Origin of the sequence: Albirhodobacter sp. R86504 (assembly GCF_042466415.1) — a bacterium.
In the GTDB taxonomy this organism is placed as follows: domain Bacteria; phylum Pseudomonadota; class Alphaproteobacteria; order Rhodobacterales; family Rhodobacteraceae; genus Albirhodobacter.
In genome coordinates this window covers 834,447-852,784 of record NZ_JAXHCH010000002.1, presented here as the reverse complement: position 1 = coordinate 852,784, position 18,338 = coordinate 834,447, and the positions used below count along the sequence as shown (strand labels likewise).

The 18,338-nt window shown below is 57.5% G+C and carries 16 protein-coding genes; 6 read left to right on the top strand and 10 right to left on the bottom strand.

All coding sequences use genetic code 11. The annotated features are described in order from the left end of the window. Position 1: 1 nt before the first annotated feature. Positions 2 to 700: an acylneuraminate cytidylyltransferase family protein gene (locus tag SJY32_RS06120; protein ID WP_376872885.1), complete on the bottom strand. Its 699-nt coding sequence runs from the start codon at positions 698 to 700 to the stop codon at positions 2 to 4. A gap of 75 nt (positions 701 to 775) precedes the next feature. Next, positions 776 to 1,978: an acyl-CoA dehydrogenase gene (locus tag SJY32_RS06115; protein ID WP_376872882.1), complete on the bottom strand. Its 1,203-nt coding sequence runs from the start codon at positions 1,976 to 1,978 to the stop codon at positions 776 to 778. A 98-nt stretch (positions 1,979 to 2,076) separates the two neighbouring features. Between SJY32_RS06115 and SJY32_RS06110 the strand changes: the two genes are divergently transcribed. The 4 genes from SJY32_RS06110 (at position 2,077) to SJY32_RS06095 (ending at position 6,977) form a co-directional block, all read left to right on the top strand. Further along, on the top strand, positions 2,077 to 2,967 hold the full coding sequence (locus SJY32_RS06110; RefSeq protein ID WP_376872879.1) for a LysR family transcriptional regulator: 891 nt from the start codon (positions 2,077 to 2,079) through the stop codon (positions 2,965 to 2,967). Positions 2,968 to 3,132: 165 nt separating this feature from the next. Next, the gene (locus SJY32_RS06105; RefSeq protein ID WP_376872876.1) at positions 3,133 to 4,914 is read left to right on the top strand and encodes a sugar phosphorylase; all 1,782 of its coding nucleotides are present in this window, start codon (positions 3,133 to 3,135) and stop codon (positions 4,912 to 4,914) included. A gap of 53 nt (positions 4,915 to 4,967) precedes the next feature. Continuing rightward, entirely contained in the window at positions 4,968 to 5,753 is a 786-nt protein-coding gene (locus tag SJY32_RS06100) for an HAD-IIB family hydrolase (protein WP_376872874.1), read from the top strand. A gap of 9 nt (positions 5,754 to 5,762) precedes the next feature. Next, complete coding sequence (locus tag SJY32_RS06095) at positions 5,763 to 6,977, top strand: glycosyl transferase (protein ID WP_376872872.1); 1,215 nt, start codon at positions 5,763 to 5,765, stop codon at positions 6,975 to 6,977. Positions 6,978 to 7,437: 460 nt separating this feature from the next. Here SJY32_RS06095 and SJY32_RS06090 read toward each other — a convergent pair whose 3' ends face one another. The 5 genes from SJY32_RS06090 to SJY32_RS06070 form a co-directional block, all read right to left on the bottom strand. After that, positions 7,438 to 8,532: an L-idonate 5-dehydrogenase gene (locus SJY32_RS06090; RefSeq protein WP_376872870.1), complete on the bottom strand. Its 1,095-nt coding sequence runs from the start codon at positions 8,530 to 8,532 to the stop codon at positions 7,438 to 7,440. Between the two features lie 13 nt (positions 8,533 to 8,545). Continuing rightward, a complete protein-coding gene (locus SJY32_RS06085; protein ID WP_376872868.1) occupies positions 8,546 to 9,823 on the bottom strand; it encodes a TRAP transporter large permease in 1,278 nt (425 codons plus the stop codon). Further along, positions 9,823 to 10,323, bottom strand: coding sequence for a TRAP transporter small permease (locus SJY32_RS06080; RefSeq protein WP_376872865.1), 501 nt, complete (start codon positions 10,321 to 10,323; stop codon positions 9,823 to 9,825). The genes SJY32_RS06085 and SJY32_RS06080 overlap by 1 nt, the downstream gene beginning before the upstream one ends. Before the next feature lie 108 nt (positions 10,324 to 10,431). Beyond that, positions 10,432 to 11,409 (bottom strand): TRAP transporter substrate-binding protein, encoded by a 978-nt coding sequence (locus SJY32_RS06075; protein ID WP_376872863.1) that lies wholly within the window; start codon positions 11,407 to 11,409, stop codon positions 10,432 to 10,434. 24 nt (positions 11,410 to 11,433) lie between these two features. Next, positions 11,434 to 12,168: a GntR family transcriptional regulator gene (locus SJY32_RS06070; protein WP_376872861.1), complete on the bottom strand. Its 735-nt coding sequence runs from the start codon at positions 12,166 to 12,168 to the stop codon at positions 11,434 to 11,436. A 138-nt stretch (positions 12,169 to 12,306) separates the two neighbouring features. On the opposite strand from SJY32_RS06070, the gene uxuA reads away from it, so the two are divergent. After that, positions 12,307 to 13,518 carry a mannonate dehydratase gene (gene uxuA, locus SJY32_RS06065; protein WP_376872858.1) on the top strand — a complete coding sequence of 404 codons (1,212 nt, stop codon included), beginning with the start codon at positions 12,307 to 12,309 and terminating at the stop codon, positions 13,516 to 13,518. Positions 13,519 to 13,578: 60 nt separating this feature from the next. On the opposite strand, the gene SJY32_RS06060 is transcribed toward uxuA, so the two are convergent. Both SJY32_RS06060 and SJY32_RS06055 read right to left on the bottom strand, forming a co-directional pair. Next, positions 13,579 to 14,616 (bottom strand): nickel/cobalt transporter, encoded by a 1,038-nt coding sequence (locus SJY32_RS06060; protein ID WP_376872855.1) that lies wholly within the window; start codon positions 14,614 to 14,616, stop codon positions 13,579 to 13,581. Further along, on the bottom strand, positions 14,604 to 15,320 hold the full coding sequence (locus SJY32_RS06055; RefSeq protein ID WP_376872852.1) for a DUF1007 family protein: 717 nt from the start codon (positions 15,318 to 15,320) through the stop codon (positions 14,604 to 14,606). The genes SJY32_RS06060 and SJY32_RS06055 overlap by 13 nt, the downstream gene beginning before the upstream one ends. 199 nt (positions 15,321 to 15,519) lie before the next feature. Between SJY32_RS06055 and SJY32_RS06050 the strand changes: the two genes are divergently transcribed. Then, positions 15,520 to 16,236 carry a ZinT family metal-binding protein gene (locus SJY32_RS06050; RefSeq protein WP_376872849.1) on the top strand — a complete coding sequence of 239 codons (717 nt, stop codon included), beginning with the start codon at positions 15,520 to 15,522 and terminating at the stop codon, positions 16,234 to 16,236. 51 nt (positions 16,237 to 16,287) lie between these two features. On the opposite strand, the gene ade is transcribed toward SJY32_RS06050, so the two are convergent. Then, the gene (gene ade / locus SJY32_RS06045; protein ID WP_376872847.1) at positions 16,288 to 17,982 is read right to left on the bottom strand and encodes an adenine deaminase; all 1,695 of its coding nucleotides are present in this window, start codon (positions 17,980 to 17,982) and stop codon (positions 16,288 to 16,290) included. Positions 17,983 to 18,338: the final 356 nt, after the last annotated feature.

Below are 18,338 nucleotides of genomic sequence, written 5' to 3'. Positions count from 1 at the left end.
TTTACCGGCCTGCCAACCGTTCAGACATTAGAAATTCCGCAATTTTGAAATCGATCGGGCTATCGATATCAACACTGCGCTCGCTTGGCACAATATGCGGCAAGACGCGCCCCTCAAACAAGCCGGACGCGCGCTTGAGATATGCAGGGTCAAGCACATAGGTCGCGGCCGCATGTTCAAAGACTTTCGGCGCCTGCTGGCGTGCGACAACCCCGCCGGGAAGCGATTTGGAGACGTGCAAAGCGCCTGAGGCATCGGCCTCTAACAAATTGAAATACGGGTTTTTTTCCGCTTCTGCGACATTCATAACCATATCGGGGCGTTCCTTGAGAAACAAATCAAGCGCCCCGTCAATATCGGCCATGATCCGCATGGGAGAAGTCGCATCGATGTCTATAAACACCTCCGCCGCGCCGCATTTATCCTCAACGACCCCCAAAGCATGTTTCCATACGCCGAATTTACCAGCAGCGTCTGTCGCAAGCTCATCAGGGCGCAGCCCCATATCAAACGCCCCGCGCTTGACCGCATGCGCAAGAATATCGGCATCATCTGTTGAGACGACGACGCAATCAATCCGTTTATTTTCAAGAAGTTGATCGAGCGACCAATCAATCAGCGGTCGTCCGCAGAATGACTTGAAGTTCTTTCCAGGAACACCTTTTGATCCTTTGCGCACTCCGATGTGACCGATAATCATGCCTGCCTCCTGAGGTTTGATGCCTATGTCGCGCGCCGTGCGGATGCGGTCAAGTCGTGGCGTTTTTCAATTACCTCAGAAGAACGCCTGAAGGCCCGTCTGCGCGCGCCCCAAAATCAACGCATGAACATCATGCGTGCCCTCATAAGTGTTCACTGTTTCCAAATTCATCGCGTGGCGCATCACGTGGTAAGCGGCTTGGATACCATTGCCGCCATGCATGTCACGCGCCGCGCGCGCGATGTCCAACGCCTTGCCGCAATTGTTTCGCTTTATCAATGAGATCATCTCAGGTGCGGCAGCGCCTTGGTCCATCAAACGGCCGACTTGCAATGCCGCTTGCAGCCCCAAAGCAATCTCGGTTTGCGCATCGGCAAGCTTTTTCTGGAACAGCTGCGTCCCTGCCAAAGGCTTGCCGAACTGCTTGCGATCCATACCGTAATCGCGTGCCGCGAGCCAACAGTCCTCGGCGGCCCCCATCACACCCCACGCAATGCCATATCGCGCGCGGTTCAAACACCCGAACGGCCCCTTGAGACCTGAGACCTCCGGCAAGATCGCCTCCTCGCCGACCTCAACATCCACCATTGAGATCTCGCCGGTGATCGACGCGCGGAGCGATAGCTTCCCTTCGATTTTTGGCGCGCTCAGCCCCTTCATTCCTTTCTCCAGAATGAAACCCTTGATCGCACCGCCATGCGCATCCGATTTTGCCCAGACAACAAAAACATCGGCAATCGGCGCGTTCGAAATCCACATTTTGGAGCCCGTGATGCGATACCCGCCATCGATCTTCGTCGCGCGGGTTCTCATCCCCGCCGGATCGGACCCTGCCTCGGGTTCGGTCAGGCCGAAACACCCGATCCATTCGCCCGAGATGAGCTTGGGCAGGTATTTTTGGCGCTGCGCCTCGCTTCCGTAAGCGTAAATCGGGTATATGACGAGCGAGCTTTGCACCGACATCATTGATCGATAGCCGCTATCCACCCGCTCGATTTCACGCGCGACAAGCCCGTAAGTGACATACCCAGCCCCGAGCCCACCGTAAGATTCTGGAACGGTGATCCCCAGGAGCCCTTGCGCCCCCATTTTGCCAAACAGATCGGGATCGGTGGTCTCGTACAAGAACGCATCCCCCACCCCCGGCGCGAGATGCGTCGCAGCGAAAGCCCGCGCGGATGCCGACATCATCCGCTCCTCGTCCGTCAACTGTCCAGCCAAGCGGAGCGGGTCTTGCCAGTCAAACGGGCTCAATTCGGGGCGATCTGTCGCAGCCATCGGACGTTCCTTTCGCTTTGGGCTAGGGTAGCGTCAATCATCGCGCTTGCCCAACAACAAATTGCGCGAATATTATGAGAAAAACGCATAGGACGGTGATGAGAAAAGCGCATATCCCCAAACTCGGAGAGCTTCAGGCCTTTGTTGTCTGCGCCAAGCTTGGCACGACGACCCTCGCCGCCCAAGATCTAAATCTAACGCAAAGCGCGATCAGCCGCGCCGTGGCTTCCCTCGAAAGCAGGCTCGGCGTTGCATTGTTTCGCCGCGCGCGGCAACGCCTCTCACTCGCCCCCGCAGGCGCGGCATTTCTGCCCAAAGCGATTGAAATTCTGCAATCACTTGAAGAAACCTCCATGGGTATCATGGCCTTTGGTGGCGAAACCTCGGTGATCCGGATCGCAACACTCCCGTCTTTCGGGCGCAGGTGGCTGATGCCACGGTTGACTGATTTCGCCCTTCACCACCCGATGATGACGGTGGATCTGCAAGTCAGATTGGGGCGGATTGATTTTATACGAGATGCGCTGGATATTGCGGTCATGCGCAAAACGCATGAGCCTGCGGGCGCTCAAAGTGATCTTCTGGTAACGGAGACGCTCATCACTGTCGCCGCGCCGTCCCTCATCGGGCACGACATGGAGCCGCTCGAGATCGATCTCCTAACCCTGCCGCTGTTGCAACAATCGACGCGGCCAACGCTGTGGCTCGATTGGTTTGCTGCATCGAAGATCGATCCGCGCCAAGTTCTGCGCGGGGCGCGCGCGGATCACTTCGATATGGTGATTGATATGGCCGTCGCGGGGATGGGCGTGGCGATTGTTCCGGAAATTCTCGTGCAGGCAGAGCTTCGCGACGGTCGCTTGCGCCCCGCAAACCCACACGGGATGCGCAGTGGCGAAGATTACGTTGTGATCACGCCCGCCGGCATACTCCGCCCCGAGGTTGCCACGCTGCGCGACCGGCTGTTGGCAGGCCGCGCGCCTAAATAGGTCTTTTGAATGTCAATTTTAGATCTCGAAATTTCGTCCATATTCTGACCAATAATCAGGCGAGACGAGTAAATTTCAGACATCATAGCATCCTATTGAGCGGAAATAACCACCGTGCTCCGCCCAATTCTTGATGGATTTGTACGACGATCGCAGGCTGTTTCTATGACAAACCCAGTTGTTCAAGCGCCCGACCCAGTATCTTTTCCCAAAAAGCTCCGCGATGGCGTCGGCCTTTACATGGCATCGCTTTATCCTGAGGCCGACCAAGAGGCGCTCGTTGAACGTGTGCTGCGCGCGTTTTGGCCGCAGCCTCATACGCCGAGAGGCCGCGCGCGCGCCTTGGATCGCCCCCCTTGGGATCAACGCAGCGCCTATGTCATCACGTATGGCAACACGATTGAGGACGGCACGCATAAGCCTCTGGATCTGCTGCGTGATTTTGCTCAAACCCATCTGAAGGGCACATTTACCGGCCTTCATATCCTTCCCTATTTCCCCTTCACATCGGACGATGGCTTCGCCGTTACCGATTACTTGTCGGTCAATTCGGCCCTAGGCGACTGGCCCGATGTTGAGCGGATCGCCGAGCAATTTACGCTGATGTCCGATCTGGTGCTCAACCATGGGTCCTCGGGGTCGCAATGGTTCGCGGATTATTTGCAAGGCCACGAACCCTACGACAAATTCTACTTCGAAGCAGATCCCTCCGACGATCTCTCGATGGTGGTCCGTCCGCGCGCGCACGACCTGTTGCGCCGTGTGGAAACCGCAAAGGGCGTGAAACATCTTTGGTGTACGTTCTCGCATGATCAGGTGGATTTCGATTTCTCCAACCCGGAGGTTTTGCTCGCCTTCATCGAAATTTTGCGAGCGCATATTGATCACGGCGTGCGGACATTGCGTCTCGATGCGGTTGCCTTTCTTTGGAAAGAGCCCGGGACGACCAGTATTCACCTGCGACAAACGCATGAAATTGTGAGGCTATTCAGGCTCCTATCTGACTTCTCCAAAGAACCTCTGACGCTGATCACAGAGACAAACGTTCCGAATGCCGAAAATCTCAGCTATTTCGGTAACCGGAACGAGGCGCATGTCGTCTATAATTTCCCGCTCCCGCCGCTCATTCTTCATGCACTGCTCTTTGGCACGGCGCGCTATTTGAAGGCGTGGCAAATGTCGATGCCGCCTGCGCAATCAGGGTGCTGCTATTTCAACTTCACCGCATCGCATGATGGGATAGGCCTGCGTCCCGCGGAGGGATTGATCCCCGATGAACAGCTGGCGACAATGATTGAAACCGTGCAAGGCTTTGGTGGGCGGGTGAGCTTGCGGAGCCTGCCTGACGGCTCTCGCAAGCCCTACGAATTGAACGTCGCTCTCTTTGACGCGCTGAAAGGCACGGTCGAGGGCGAAGACGCGCATCAGCTCGCCCGTTTCATCTGTTCGCAAGCAATCGCCTTGGGTATGGAAGGCATCCCGGGCATTTATATTCATTCTCTTTTGGCCACACCGAACGACGTCGAGGGCGTTGAGCGCATGGGGTATAATCGCGCGATCAACCGTGCGAGGCTCGATTACCCCACCTTGCAAAAGGAATTGGCCGACCCGTCAAACGCCCGTGCGATTGTACTCAACACGTTGAAACATTTTATGAATGTTCGCGCCAAACAGCCAGCCTTCCACCCCGATGCAACGCAATTCACCCTACAGCTCGACGATGGCTTGTTCGGGATCTGGCGCCAGTCAACCGATCGCAGCCAATCAATCTTCGCGATTTCGAACCTGACGGCGGCGCCGGTTACCCTCCCGACGTTAAGTCTTAACTTGATTGAGGGGCGCAATTGGGTTGATCTCTTAACGGGAGAGCCTGTTCCCGCCGGAATCGGAGACATCGCCCTCGCACCTTATCAAACGCGTTGGATCAGCAATCTAGGTGTCACATGAACGACCCCACATCCGGCCCTTTGCCGGTACGGACTGGCGAAAATGAGCGTTCATTGAGCACTCATCCCGCATTAATCGTGTTTTCAGATCTCGACGGAACCTTACTCGATCATGATACCTATTCATGGGAGGCGGCGCGCCCTGCGCTAGAGGCACTCCGCAGGCGCAATATTCCGTTGATCCTCGCCTCGTCCAAAACAGCGCAAGAAATTGCCCCATTGCGCGAGGAAATGGGCTTTTCGCACTGCCCCGCGATCGTCGAGAATGGCGCAGGATTACTACCTGAAAACAACACCTTAGACACTGAAACTACCACCTCGGGTGATTATGCCGATATCATTGCGGCGCTAAACCGTATTACGCCGTCAATGCGCACCCTTTATGAGGGGTTTAATGATCTCGACGATGCCGGCGTGGCACACTTGACGGGCCTGTCGGTGTCGGGTGCGCGCGCCGCGAAAGCGCGGCAATTCTCCGAGCCCGGGATTTTTTCGGGAACTCCTTTTGAGCGTGCGCGTTTCATTGCAGAACTGGCAGAGCAAGGAGTGTCGGTAACACAAGGCGGGCGGTTCTTAACTCTCTCAAAAGGCGCGACGAAGGCTGACCAAATCGCGACGATCAAGGCGCGTCTTGCGCCACAAGCGCGCAGCATCGCGTTGGGCGATGCCCCGAACGATCTCGCGATGCTGGGCGCTTGCGATATCGGGGTAATTATCCCCAACCCCGCCCAAGCGGATAACTTGGACATGAAGACTCAAGCTTTTCAGCGCGCCCCGTGTGAGGGCCCCGAGGGGTGGGCGAAATTCATGCTCGACCACCTCGAACATTTGACAGATTAGGAGGCTTTCATGGCCGATTTCCATCAAAACGGCAGCGTAGCAACGCTGCATTCCCTCAACCAGACCGACCCGCGCGAGTTGGAACGCAAACTTGAAGTCATGTCTGAAACCCGCCGGACGACCTTGATCCTTCCTTCGCTCTACTCCGAACTGGAGACCGATGCCTTGGCCGGAATTGTCGAGCAGCTCAAAGGCGCGAAGTTCCTCAATCACATCGTCATTGGTCTAGACCGTGCAGATGCCGACCAATACCGCCATGCGAAGCAGTATTTCTCCGTTTTACCTCAGCGACACGACGTCTTGTGGAACGACGGTGCGCGATTGCGGGCAATCGACGCCGATCTTCAGGCGGCGGGGCTTTCCCCAACCGAGCCGGGTAAGGGCCGAAATGTTTGGTATTGCATGGGGTACGCGCTCGCGTCACGGAACTCCGAAGTCATTGCCTTGCACGACTGTGATATCAAAACCTACACGCGGGATATGCTTGTCCGATTGATCTACCCAGTCGTTCATCCCGGATTCCCCTATCAGTTTTCCAAGGGCTACTACCCTAGAATTGCCGACGGAAAACTTAACGGGCGCGTCACACGCCTTTTGGTCACGCCCCTCTTGATCTCGCTTTCCAAAGTGTTGGGACAGCATGATTATATCGATTACCTCCACGCGTTCCGCTACCCGCTCGCGGGCGAGTTCGCGATGCGAACTTCGATCGTTCCCGATATGCGCATCCCGTCAGATTGGGGGCTCGAAATTGGAGTTCTCTCGGAAGTCTGGCGGAATTTGTCGCGCAATGCCGTTGCACAGGTCGACATTTCTGATCGATACGACCACAAACACCAGCCTGTCTCGGAAGAGGATGCCACAACCGGCCTGTCGCGCATGTCGACGGATATCTCAAAAGCGATCTTCCGCAAACTCGCGACGGATGGTGTGGTTTTCTCGAATGAAACCTTCCGCACATTGAAGGCGACGTATTTCCGTTGTGCGCTGGATTTGATGGAGATGTATTATAACGACGCACGAATGAATGGTTTGAGCGTGGATCGTCACGTCGAGGAACGCACTGTCGAACTTTTTGCGCGCAACATCGTAGAGGCGGGCAATCTTTTCTTGGAAAACCCTATGGAAACGCCGTTCATCCCGAACTGGAGTCGCGTGCAAGCCGCAGATGCCGATCTAATGCCGCGTCTTGCTCAGGCGGTCGCAAACGACATGGCAGATTGATCGCCAAATGCCCTCGTCCTTCGCGTAGCCCCTCAGGCTGGCGGCTCAAGTGATCAGGCGCGGACGAGGGCGCTTGCATTTGTTTGGTGGCTCCATCTTGGCCAAATGAGGCGCTACGCTTGCAGCGATCCATTCCAAGTCAAGCATTGCCTCGTCATCGAGGCTTATGCCGTTGACGCGGCCATATTGAACAACAACTCCCAGCTTCGCCTCGCGCCACAGCAGGAGGCTCGCATTGGAGTAACGTGAGATTTCGGGCGCTTGCGCGAGATGTGATTGGGTCATGAGGCGAAGATGACCGTCTAGGGTTAAGGCCGCGTTACCAATTCACAAAGGGCGATTGGAAATTTGCAGCCATTCTTAATATGCCCCTAAAAAAACCCGCATCGTATTGATTTTATTAACGAAAATACCCACCCCAAATTCCTAAAATTGTAGGAATCTGGGGTGGCTTGGTCGGTCAGAAGTTAATCTGAACTTTCACTGCCTGCGTGCGATCAGACGCAATCGCAATGGCCTCATCCGCTTGATCGACACGCATCACATGGGTGATCATCGGCGCCAACCCTTCCGCGCCCCCCAGCGCGGACGCGTTGATCAGCGCGACCGCCTGCCCGAACTCTTTATCAAAGCGATGCGTTCCAATCAGATTGATTTCCTTTGCCACAACCATATTGAACGGCAAAGGCGTATCGCCCATCACGCCAACCTGTACGATCGTCCCCATGGGCCGCGTCGCACTGATCGCCATCCGCAAGGCCGGCTCGGCCGCGGAACACTCGAACACGAGATCGAACTGCCCTTTCTCCGCGCTATACTCCGCCATGCGATCCGCATCGCGCGCGACATTCACGACTTTTGTCGCCCCTAGGGCGCCCGCGACAGCGAGCGGCGCATCTTGCAAATCGGTGACGACGACCTCAAGTGCCCCGAAATGCCGTGCGAGGGCTGCGCAAAGAACACCGATAGGCCCGGCTCCGGTCACCAAAACACGTTTTCCCGTGATCGGTCCTGCGATCTCCATCGCGCGGGTCACAGCGCGCCGACAAACGGCCAGAGGTTCGGCCAAGGCCGCTACCGTTGCTGGCACGCCCTCCGCGATTTTGTAACATTGGGCCGCCTCAATCGACAGGCGGCTTCGCATAAACCCTTGTTCGTGCGGCAAAAACATCGCGGACCCTTTGAACCGCATCGCCGTGCAATGATGCGGCGTGCCGGCTTTGCAAAACCGACACTCATGGCAAGGATGCGACGGGTTAAGCGCGACAAGATCGCCCACTTGCAACGGCGTACCATCCGCGCCCGTCGTCACCCCGTCGCCCAATGCCAGCACCCTGCCCGAGGCTTCATGCCCCAAGATAATCGGCTCGCGCACGCGGATCGTCCCGATGCCGCCTTGCGAGTGATAATGCAAATCGGACCCGCAAAACCCAACGGCCTCAACCCCAATGAGCACTTCGCCAGCAGACACCGTTTGCGGCGCCTCCATCTGCTCAATCCGCAAATCATTTTGCTGATGCAGACGCACGATCTTCATCTGGTCTTCAGATTTCATCGATACGCTCCAATTAATTCGACAAGAGATTAGGGAGCCAAGTGCTGAAGAACGGCACGTAAGACACCAGCATCAAGACGGCGATATTGGTCAGAATGAACGGCCAGATCGCCCGCGTGATTTGGACAAGCGAGATCCGCCCGATCCCAGCACAGATGAACAGGCAAACCCCAACAGGAGGTGTGGTCAGACCGATCATCAAGTTGAGCACGGCGAAGGTCGCGAAATGCAGCGGATCAATGCCAACGCCCTGCGCCAATGCAAGCAGAGGAACAAACAAGATGATCAACGCGGCGATCGTTTCCATAAACATGCCGACGAACAAAAGAACCAAGTTAATCAGCAAGATGACGAGGAACTTGTTGGTGGTGATCGACAAAACACCTTCGGCAATCATCTGCGGAATTTTTTCGGAAACCAAAATCCAACCAAACACATTGGCAAGGCCAACCAAAAGCAAGATCGCGGCGGCGGAAACTGCGCTGTCCATCAGAATCTTCGGGACATCCTTCAGCCCCAAACCGCGATAAACAAACACGCCAACTACGAAGGCATAGACCGATGCGACGATTGCCGTCTCCGTCGGTGTCGCAAAGCCCGAAAGCATCCCACCGATGATCAAAACGGTCATCATCACCGCCCAGAACGACCCCATGAAGGCGCGCACCAACTCGCCCCAGCCCATCCAAGGCTGACGTGGGAAGTTACGACGCTTTGCAATCACCCATGCCGTCACCATCATCGCGCCGCCCATCAAAAGGCCAGGAATGGCGCCTGCGATGAACATCTTGCCGACAGAAATTCCCGACAGTGTGCCCACGATAATCATCGGCACAGAGGGTGGAATAATAGGCCCGACAGTGGACGAGGCTGCCGTGATTGCAGCAGAGAAATCAACGGGATATCCCGCTTTCTTCATCCCAGGGATCATCATCCCCCCGATCGAGGCCGCATCCGCCGCCGCCGTGCCCGAGATGCCACCAAACAACATCGAGGCCGCGACATTCGTCAGGCCCAAACCGCCGCGCATCCAGCCCACCATCGCTTGCGCCAGACGCACGATCCGTGTGGTGATGCCGCCAGCATTCATCAGGTTCCCGGCCAGAATGAACCCCGGAATGCACAGCAGAACGAAGCTATCCATCCCCGCATACATCTTTTGCGGGATCGTCACCAACGGGATCCCCGCGAACCAAAGATAGGCGGCCGAAGACACGCCAAGCGTCACCGCAACAGGCAGACCAATGATCAGCCCAAGGACGAACAGGCCCAAAAGTATCGTCAATCCCATTAGAAATCCTCCGGCCCGCGATGGGGCAATCCGTCTTCATCGCCTGTCAGCATCGCAACAACTCTCAGCGCGGCGAAAACGCCGAGCAGCAAGAGGGCAACCATCGACGAGGCATGAATCCAATCCATTTTGATCCCTAAAGCAGGCGCGGTCTGTCGCGCCCCAATCGAGGTATAAAGCCATGCAGGCGACACCAGCATCAGCCCGAACACCGCCGTCACCGCCGCCGCGATAAGACGCAAAATCCACGGGCCGCGCTTGGGCAATGCCTCGCAGACCAAATCGACATTCACCAAATCGCCGGATCGCAGCCCAAGCCCCGCGCCGAACGCGACCAGCCAAAGCAACGCAAACCGCGTTAATTCTTCGGTCCAAATCACACTCGGGATCACCCCAGACCGGCCAAGAAGTTGCAAAATCACGGCGATGATGATCACGCCAAAACAAAGCCCCGTCGCGATCCGCGCGGCGCTGGTTAGTATCGAGATGAGCCGCGTCATGGCGCCCGCCTTATGTTGTACGATCGAAATCAAAGCGTGCATGGTCACATCGCACGCTCGCAAAACGCATCGGGGCAGCACCCTCGCCGCCCCGATGACCCTTACGCCTTAGCGGTTAAACAGGGCTTCAACATCGGGCTTGATATCATCAGCCACCGAGGACAGAACTGCCTCTTTCGCAGCAGCAGCAAAGGCTTCGCTGTCGACTTCGACGAACTCAACACCCTTGCCCTCAAGCTCGGTTACGAGCTCTGCTTCTTCCGTCATAAACGCTTCACGCTCAAAGGCTTGCGCGCGCGATGCCGCCTTCATCACCGCCACCTGATCTTCCTCAGACAGCTTTTCCCACGACATTTCAGAGATCGCGAGGTAGATCCAGCTCCGCACATGCTCCGTCTTGTTGATATATTTCTGCACTTCATTGAAGTTGGCCGATTTAATCAGGGCGAGAGGATTTTCCTGCGCCTCAATCGTGCCGTTTTGCAACGAAGTGAAGACCTCCGAGAAGGCCATCGGCGTCGGGTTTGCCCCGAGTGCCTTCCAGACGTTCAAGAACAGCGGCACATTCGGAACGCGCATTTTCAAGCCGTTCAGATCGTCCGGCGTCGTGATCGGACGGTTCGAGGTCAAATTGCGTGGACCGCGGGCGAAATAGGTGATGGGACGAATTCCGACCGTCTCCACGATCTGCGCCTCGATCCGCGCGCCCAAGTCGCCGGAGGCTTGGGAATCCATATCTTCCAAGGACTTATATCCGTAAGGCACAGCCAACAAAGCCGCCATAGGCGCCCAGTTTTGCAAAGACTCACCCGTGATCGTCAGATCAGCGGTGCCAAGTTGCATCCCGTTGATCACGTCCATTTCCTTACCCAAAGTCTCGTTCGGGTAGACCTGCACTTCTACACGCCCGTCGGTCAGAGACGCGACTTCCTCGGCAAATTTTACCGAAGCGAGATGCCATGTGTTATCCTCATTCGCCGGATGGCCCAGTTTGAGCGTCACATCCGCCGCGAAGCTTCCCGTCGTCATCGCGGCCAAAGCGATCCCCGACAAAAGCAGCGTTTTCATCTTAGTGGTCATAGTCATGGTTTCCTCCCTATTGACTTAAATTCAGCGCGGCTCGTTTGCCCCGCCCATCGTACTTCCCTCAAAATATTGAGGAAAAGCGGCGCGGATTGCCGGGAGATCGGTCAAGATCATCTGCAAATGCCCGCGCATTGCTTTCTCTGCCTTCTCGGGATCGCGCGCCTCAATCGCATCAACAACGGCTTGGTGTTGTGCAATCAGCGGCCCCAGATCAGTCGCGGCGACGGCCAATTGCCGCACACGGTCCATCTGGCTTTTCATCCCGTCAACCACCGCCCAAGCGTTGGCACGCCCCGCGCCCTCGGCCAAACTGCGGTGAAAGAGATCATCAAGGGGCACAAACCCATCGCTGCGCGCCTGCGGATCATCGCTCCGCGCAACTTTCCGCTGCGCCTCGATCTGCTCGCGCAACGTCGCGATGAGCGAAACAGGCGCCTCGACGGCGCAAAGTTTGACGATATCGGCTTCGACCGCCTCTCGCACAAACCGGGCATCCAAGACGGCCTCCATCGACACTTTGCGTACAAATGTGCCGCGCTGGGGGCGTACTTCAAGTAAGCCCTCCTCCGCGAGCTTGATAAACGCTTCGCGAACGGGCTGACGGCTCAATCCGAACCGCGCGCCGATTTCAGCCTCGGAAATCCGGGCCCCGGGGGAGAGTTGATTGCGAATAATCGCCGCCCGCAACGCCGCAAGAAGTTGCGGCCCCACAGGGCCTGTCAGATCTACCGTTTCTGTTGTAATCCAATCGGCCTGCATCGCGTCCTCCCCTTGGTGAAAATCGGTAGCATTCAACTTCCATACTAGTCAACCACGAAGTCGCATGATAGTTTTCATCAGCCCGAGAGGGAAATACGAGGCAACCCGCACTGGGCAGGCTATCAAAGGAGACAATTTATGCGGCAGACATGGCGTTGGTTCGGCCCGAAAGATCTCGTCGGAATCGACGATATGATGCAGGCGGGCGTAGAGGGCGTTGTTTCGGCGCTACATCATTTGCCCACGGGCGCGATCTGGTCGCCGCAAGACATTGCGCAGCGCAAGACAGAAATCGCGACCCGCGCTGATGGACGTCCCTCGCCATTGACTTGGGATGTCGTCGAATCCCTGCCCGTCTCGGAGGACATCAAAAAGCAGAAAGGCGATTGGAAAACCCATATCGCTCACTGGAAGACTTCGATGAAAAACCTCTCGGATGCGGGAATCGAGGTGATTTGCTACAATTTCATGCCTGTGCTCGATTGGACTCGCACCGATCTGTCGTGGGAACGCCCGACTGGTGCGCGCTGTATGCGGTTTGACCTGATCGATTTTGCGGCGTTCGACATCCACATTCTGCAACGCAAAGGTGCGGCGCATGATTTCCCTGAAAGCGTTGTCGCCGAGGCGGCTGCGCGATTTGCTCGGATGGATGATGCGGCGAAACAAAAGTTGGCGGGCAATGTCGTCTTCGGCTTGCCTGGTGCGGCCGAGCGCTTCACCTTGGACGATGTGCGCGCCCATCTGGCCGAGTATGATACGATCAATGAGGCGCAACTTCAGTCTCACCTCATTGATTTCCTGTCAGAAGTTGCTCCGATGGCGCAAGATCTCGGGATGCGTCTTTGCTGTCATCCGGATGATCCGCCCTTCCCGCTTTTGGGCCTTCCACGGATCATGTCGACGCAGGCGCATTACGAGACGATCCTCAATGCCGTCGATTTGCCCGCCAATGGCGTAACCTTGTGCACAGGCAGCCTCGGCGCGCGGCCCGATAACAACCCTGTCGACATCATGAAGGCCTTGGGTGACCGCGTGCATTTCTTGCACCTGCGCAATGTTGCGATCGAGGGCACCGAAATCATGAACTCGCTTTACGAGGACGAGCATCTTTCGGGTCATACCGATATGGTCGCGATGGTGGCGCAGATCGTTGCGGAGGAAGCGCGTCGCAAAGCGGCAGGCCGCGCCGATTGGTCGATCCCGATGCGCCCTGATCACGGTCAGGATATTCTCGACGATATCGGCCGTGCAGCGCAACCTGGCTATCCGGCCATTGGTCGGCTGAAGGGCTTGGCGGAATTGCGCGGACTTTACCGCGCCTTCGAGCATCCGATCTCGGCGCGCTAAATCCCGAAACATAGGCGACGGGCCGCTCCACGCTCGGCCCGTCGCAGACTAAATGTCTGACTATGGCAGCAAATAAAGCGCCACCAACAAACCGCCAATCGCGAGCTGCGCCCCTCCGGCCGCAAAGCGCAACGGGAAGGCCAGCGCATCTGCCCCCGAGAACAGACTTCCCCCCATCTTCGCACTGAGCAACGCAATAATCAGGGTGATCAGCGCGGTCCCAAGCCCCATCGCCATGACCGACAGCGCCCCCGCAACCGGAGCGCCGATCAGCAAGGTTAACAGCATCACGAAAACCGCCCCCGTGCAGGGCCGAAGCGCCACCCCCGCGATCAGCAAGATCGCTTCGGGTAAGTTCGCCCGCGCGGCCTTTTCCGGCGATGGGATATGCGCGTGACCGCATCCGCATTGTTCAGAATGGGAATGAGGGTGCCCGTGCTCACCGTGTCCGTTCTCACCGTGCCCGTGCTCCGCGTGCCCGTGCTCCGCGTGCCCGTGCTCCGCGTGCCCATCCTCATCCTCTTGATCATCCGCAAGATGATCGGCCTGCGCAGCCTTCCGCTCGCGCAGCGCGCGCAGCATCGCGAACCCGCCGCGCATCATCAGCCAAACGCCCAACGCCGCCAGCATGAAATAGCCCGCGCGCGTCACCGGCCCCTCCGCCAGATCTGTCAGCTCTTGCCGCCCCAGATTGAACAAAGCCGCCCCGCCGAGAACCAGACCAATCGCGACTAGCGATTGCGCGAGGCTCGCGGCCAAGGTGATGCCCGCCACGCGGAGCAGTTTCGCCTTGGCAGAAAAGGCCCAAGCGCCCAAAACAACCTTGCCGTGCCCGGGCCCGATCGCGTGCAGCACGCCGTATAAAAATCCGAGCCACGCAAGATTGGCAACCGCCCATGGCTCGCCCGCTTTCAGCGCGCGCACCCCGCCCGCGAGTAACGATTGGAAAGACCGTTGCGCCGAAAACACCGCATCATGCAACGCTGCGAGCGCATCATTGCCCCAACCAGAGACCCATAGCACGGCCAGAACACAGGTGCCGCCCAGTGCAAGCGCCCTCCACCGCGCGGCCGATGCGCCGCGTATCACGGCCCGCATGTTGCACGAACCTCCTCGGCATACATCTCGCCCACAGCGGGAAGGCCATTGCCCAGAGAATCGGCGATACCGCTCTCCGAGATCAAGACATCTGCGCTCAATTCCGCGATTGCGTCGCGTAGCTCGCTCGGTATGGCCTCGATGTCGGGCCCGAAAATCTGACCCGAGCAATCATCGCGGCCCGTAAACTTTGGCGCTTCCGTGATGGTATAGGCGGTGTAGTAATCAGGATCGAACGCACGGATGATGACCTCGCCCGTCACGGGCTGCGGCTTGGACAGGACACGCGTGTGCATCGATATCGCGCGCCCGTCCTCCCATGCCGCTTCCCAATCAGTGGGCCGCTCCAACGACACCGCAGTGCCGCCGATTTCAACGACCATATCACCCGCGAAATCATCAGGCCAATCGGCATCCCACAACCGGAACTGCGGCAACTCCGCCGCATCGATGGCGCCGTTGCCATTGGTATCAAACCCGCCATCCTCGACCATGAGCAAAGTGAACATCTCGTCATATGCCCACCGCGCCCGAACGGCGCTTAAGCGGCCTTGGTCGTCGAAGATCAATTCCTGACCTGCGTTGATGAAAATATGCGGGTGGGCCTGTGCGGCGCGCGTGCCGCCTAGGAGGCCCGCAATGCATAGGAACGCAAGCCCCGAGAGGGCCGCGCGCGATTTGGACGAAGTTTGATCATATGCCATCGCGTGATTTAGGGCGCGCGCGCGCCTGAACGCAAGCCCTTGGGAACGCGCTCGCAAAACTGTTATAGAATTACATTTTATCGCCGACAGCGATTGCAATTCCCGCAAGTCAGGGCTAATCCATGCTTTGTTATATTATAACACTTAATTTCTGTGCGTCCTAACACAAGCGCACCGCGTCACATATCAGGAGACGATTATGACTTCCCGCCTCAATCACCGCTTCGCGCCCCGCCGCCTGTTGCTTGTCGCTCTCACGGCGACCCTCATCGCGCCGCTCACCCCGTCAGGAGCAGCCTTCGCGGATCACACACCCTCCCAAACCCATAATCACGATAGCCACGACCATAGCGCACATGATCACAGCCAAGATGAAGCGGCGACGCAGATCTATAAGGGCTATTTCGACGACGCCGCCATTCAGGATCGGACGCTGCAAGATTGGGCGGGCACGTGGCAATCGGTCTATCCCTATCTCCTCGACGGGACGCTCGCGCCCGTGATGGAGAAGAAAGCCGCGACGGGCGAGAAAACCGTGGCCGAGTACACAAGCTATTATGACACGGGCTATAAAACGCCTGTGGAGACGATCACGATCAACGGTGACGAGGTCTCCTTCGTCGAGGGCGGCAATCGCGTGACCGCGACTTATACCTCCGACGGGTACGAAGTGCTGACCTATGCGAAAGGCAATCGTGGCGTACGGTATATTTTCGCAAAAACCGATGGCTCCGAGGCCGCGCCCCAGTTCATCCAGTTCAGCGATCACCGCATTACGCCTTCAAAATCAGATCACTACCATCTGTATTGGGGAAATGATCGGGCCGCATTGCTGAAGGAAGTGACCAACTGGCCGACGTATTATCCGGCCTCGCTCACCGGCGACGAGATCGTTGACGAGATGCTCGCGCATTAACCGCCTGACATCGGGGGCCCTACGCGGCCCCCGAAATGCGCGGCACGGCCGCTAGCTGATAATCTCGAATTTCGTGACATCGACCATCCCGCGATCCGTAATTTTCAACGCCGGAATGACCGGCAAAGCAAGAAACGCCAGCTGCAAGAACGGCTCCTCCAAGGTGACGCCCAGAGATTTTGCAGCGCGGCGGAGCGCTGTGAGGCTATCGCGCACATCCTCGAAACAGTTCAGGCTCATTAGGCCCGCAACCGGCAGGGGCAATTCCGCCAGCACTTCGCCATCTTTCACCACAACAAACCCGCCCTCAATCTGCGACAGGCGGTTCGCCGCCAACGCCATATCGTCGTAATTCACCCCGACACACGCGATATTATGATGATCGTGGCACACCGTTGACGCAATCGCCCCCGCTTTGAGACCGAATCCGCGGACGAAACCGCTCGCAATATTTCCATTCTTGCCATGGCGCTCGATGATGGTGATGCGAATGAGGTCGCGCGTCACATCCGGCGCCTTATCACCTGCAACGATCGGTATATCCTCAAGCAAATGATCCGTGAGAATTTGCCCCTCACGGATACCAATCACATCGGTCTGCTCGCGGTTTGCGCGGGTGCGGAAGCTCGCGGCCTCAAGATGCGGCGCGTGGACTGACCTGCGCCCGACCGGCTCCATGATGTCGCGCGCGGCGAAAGCCTCCTCCGTCACACGGCGCCCCGCCGCCCAAACGATCTGCGCGTGACAGCCCGCCAGACTATTAATCGCGACGATATCCGCGCGTTTGCCCGGCGCAATCATCCCGCGATCCTTCAACCCAAACGCCTCCGCCGCCGAGAGCGACGCCGCGCGGTAGGCCGCAACCGGTTCCACCCCAAGTTCGATCAACCGCCGGATCATGTAATCGAGATGCCCGTGCTCGGCGATATCGAGCGGATTTCGATCATCGGTGCACAGGCACAAGTAGGGGCTTGTAAGTGGCGTCAGGAGCGGGGCGAGCGCCTCAAGATCCTTGCTCACCGAACCCTCGCGGATCAATACCCGCATCCCCTTGCGCAGCTTCTCGCGCGCCTCCTCCACGCTGGTCGCCTCATGCTCGGTGCGAATGCCCGCCGCAATATAAGCGTTCAGATCCTTGCCCGACAAAAGCGGGCAATGGCCGTCAATATGCCCGCCCTCAAACAGCGCGATCTTCGCCATCGCAGCAGGGTCGCGATGAATGACACCGGGATAATTCATAAATTCGGCAAGCCCGATTTGCGACCGATGCCCCATCAACCCCTTGATATCTTGCGCAGTAAGCTCCGCGCCGGCAGTTTCCATATGCGTTGACGGCACACAGGACGAAAGTTGCACCCGAATATCCATCAAGCAACGCTCAGACGCCGCCTGGAAATATTGAACCCCGGCCGCTCCGATGACATTTGCGATCTCATGAGGGTCACAAATCGCAGTTGTGACGCCGCGCGGGGTTACGCAGCGGTCGAATTCAAACGGCGTGACCAGCGAGCTTTCGATATGCAAATGCGTATCGATAAACCCGGGCACAAGGGTTAGCCCGGTGACATCCACCACCTCGACGCCCTCATAAGACCCCATGATTCCGACGATCGTATCGCCGCAAATTGCGACATCGCCTTGCAGCATCTCGCCCGTCATCAGGTCAAACACCTGCCCTCCGCGCAACACCAGATCGGCTGGCGCATCGCCACGGCCCTGCGCAATTCGGGTTTCAAGATCGGCCATGACATCGTCCTTCACATCAATTTGTAGGATGCGCCGCTGCTGCATCCGTGGGATCTATGGTATGATGCGACGGTGAGCAAAGAAAGACATATTGTTCAAAGGTTTGTGCGCGCTCTCCATGAGACATCGCGATCGGATCGGCAATTCTTTGCGCGCCGTCCGCACCGCACGCGCGTTCCCGCGCATACGCAGAGTTCGGAAGGTGTGACGGGTTGAAGTGGCGGGTGTGAGTGATAGCTTGGCGCAAGGTTTTTGCATCGGCGTCCGGCCTGACGGGCTTGCGCCAACCGTTTGCTACACGCGCATGTTACGCGCCACCATGATAACTTATACTACAAAAACAAGAGAGTAGGACG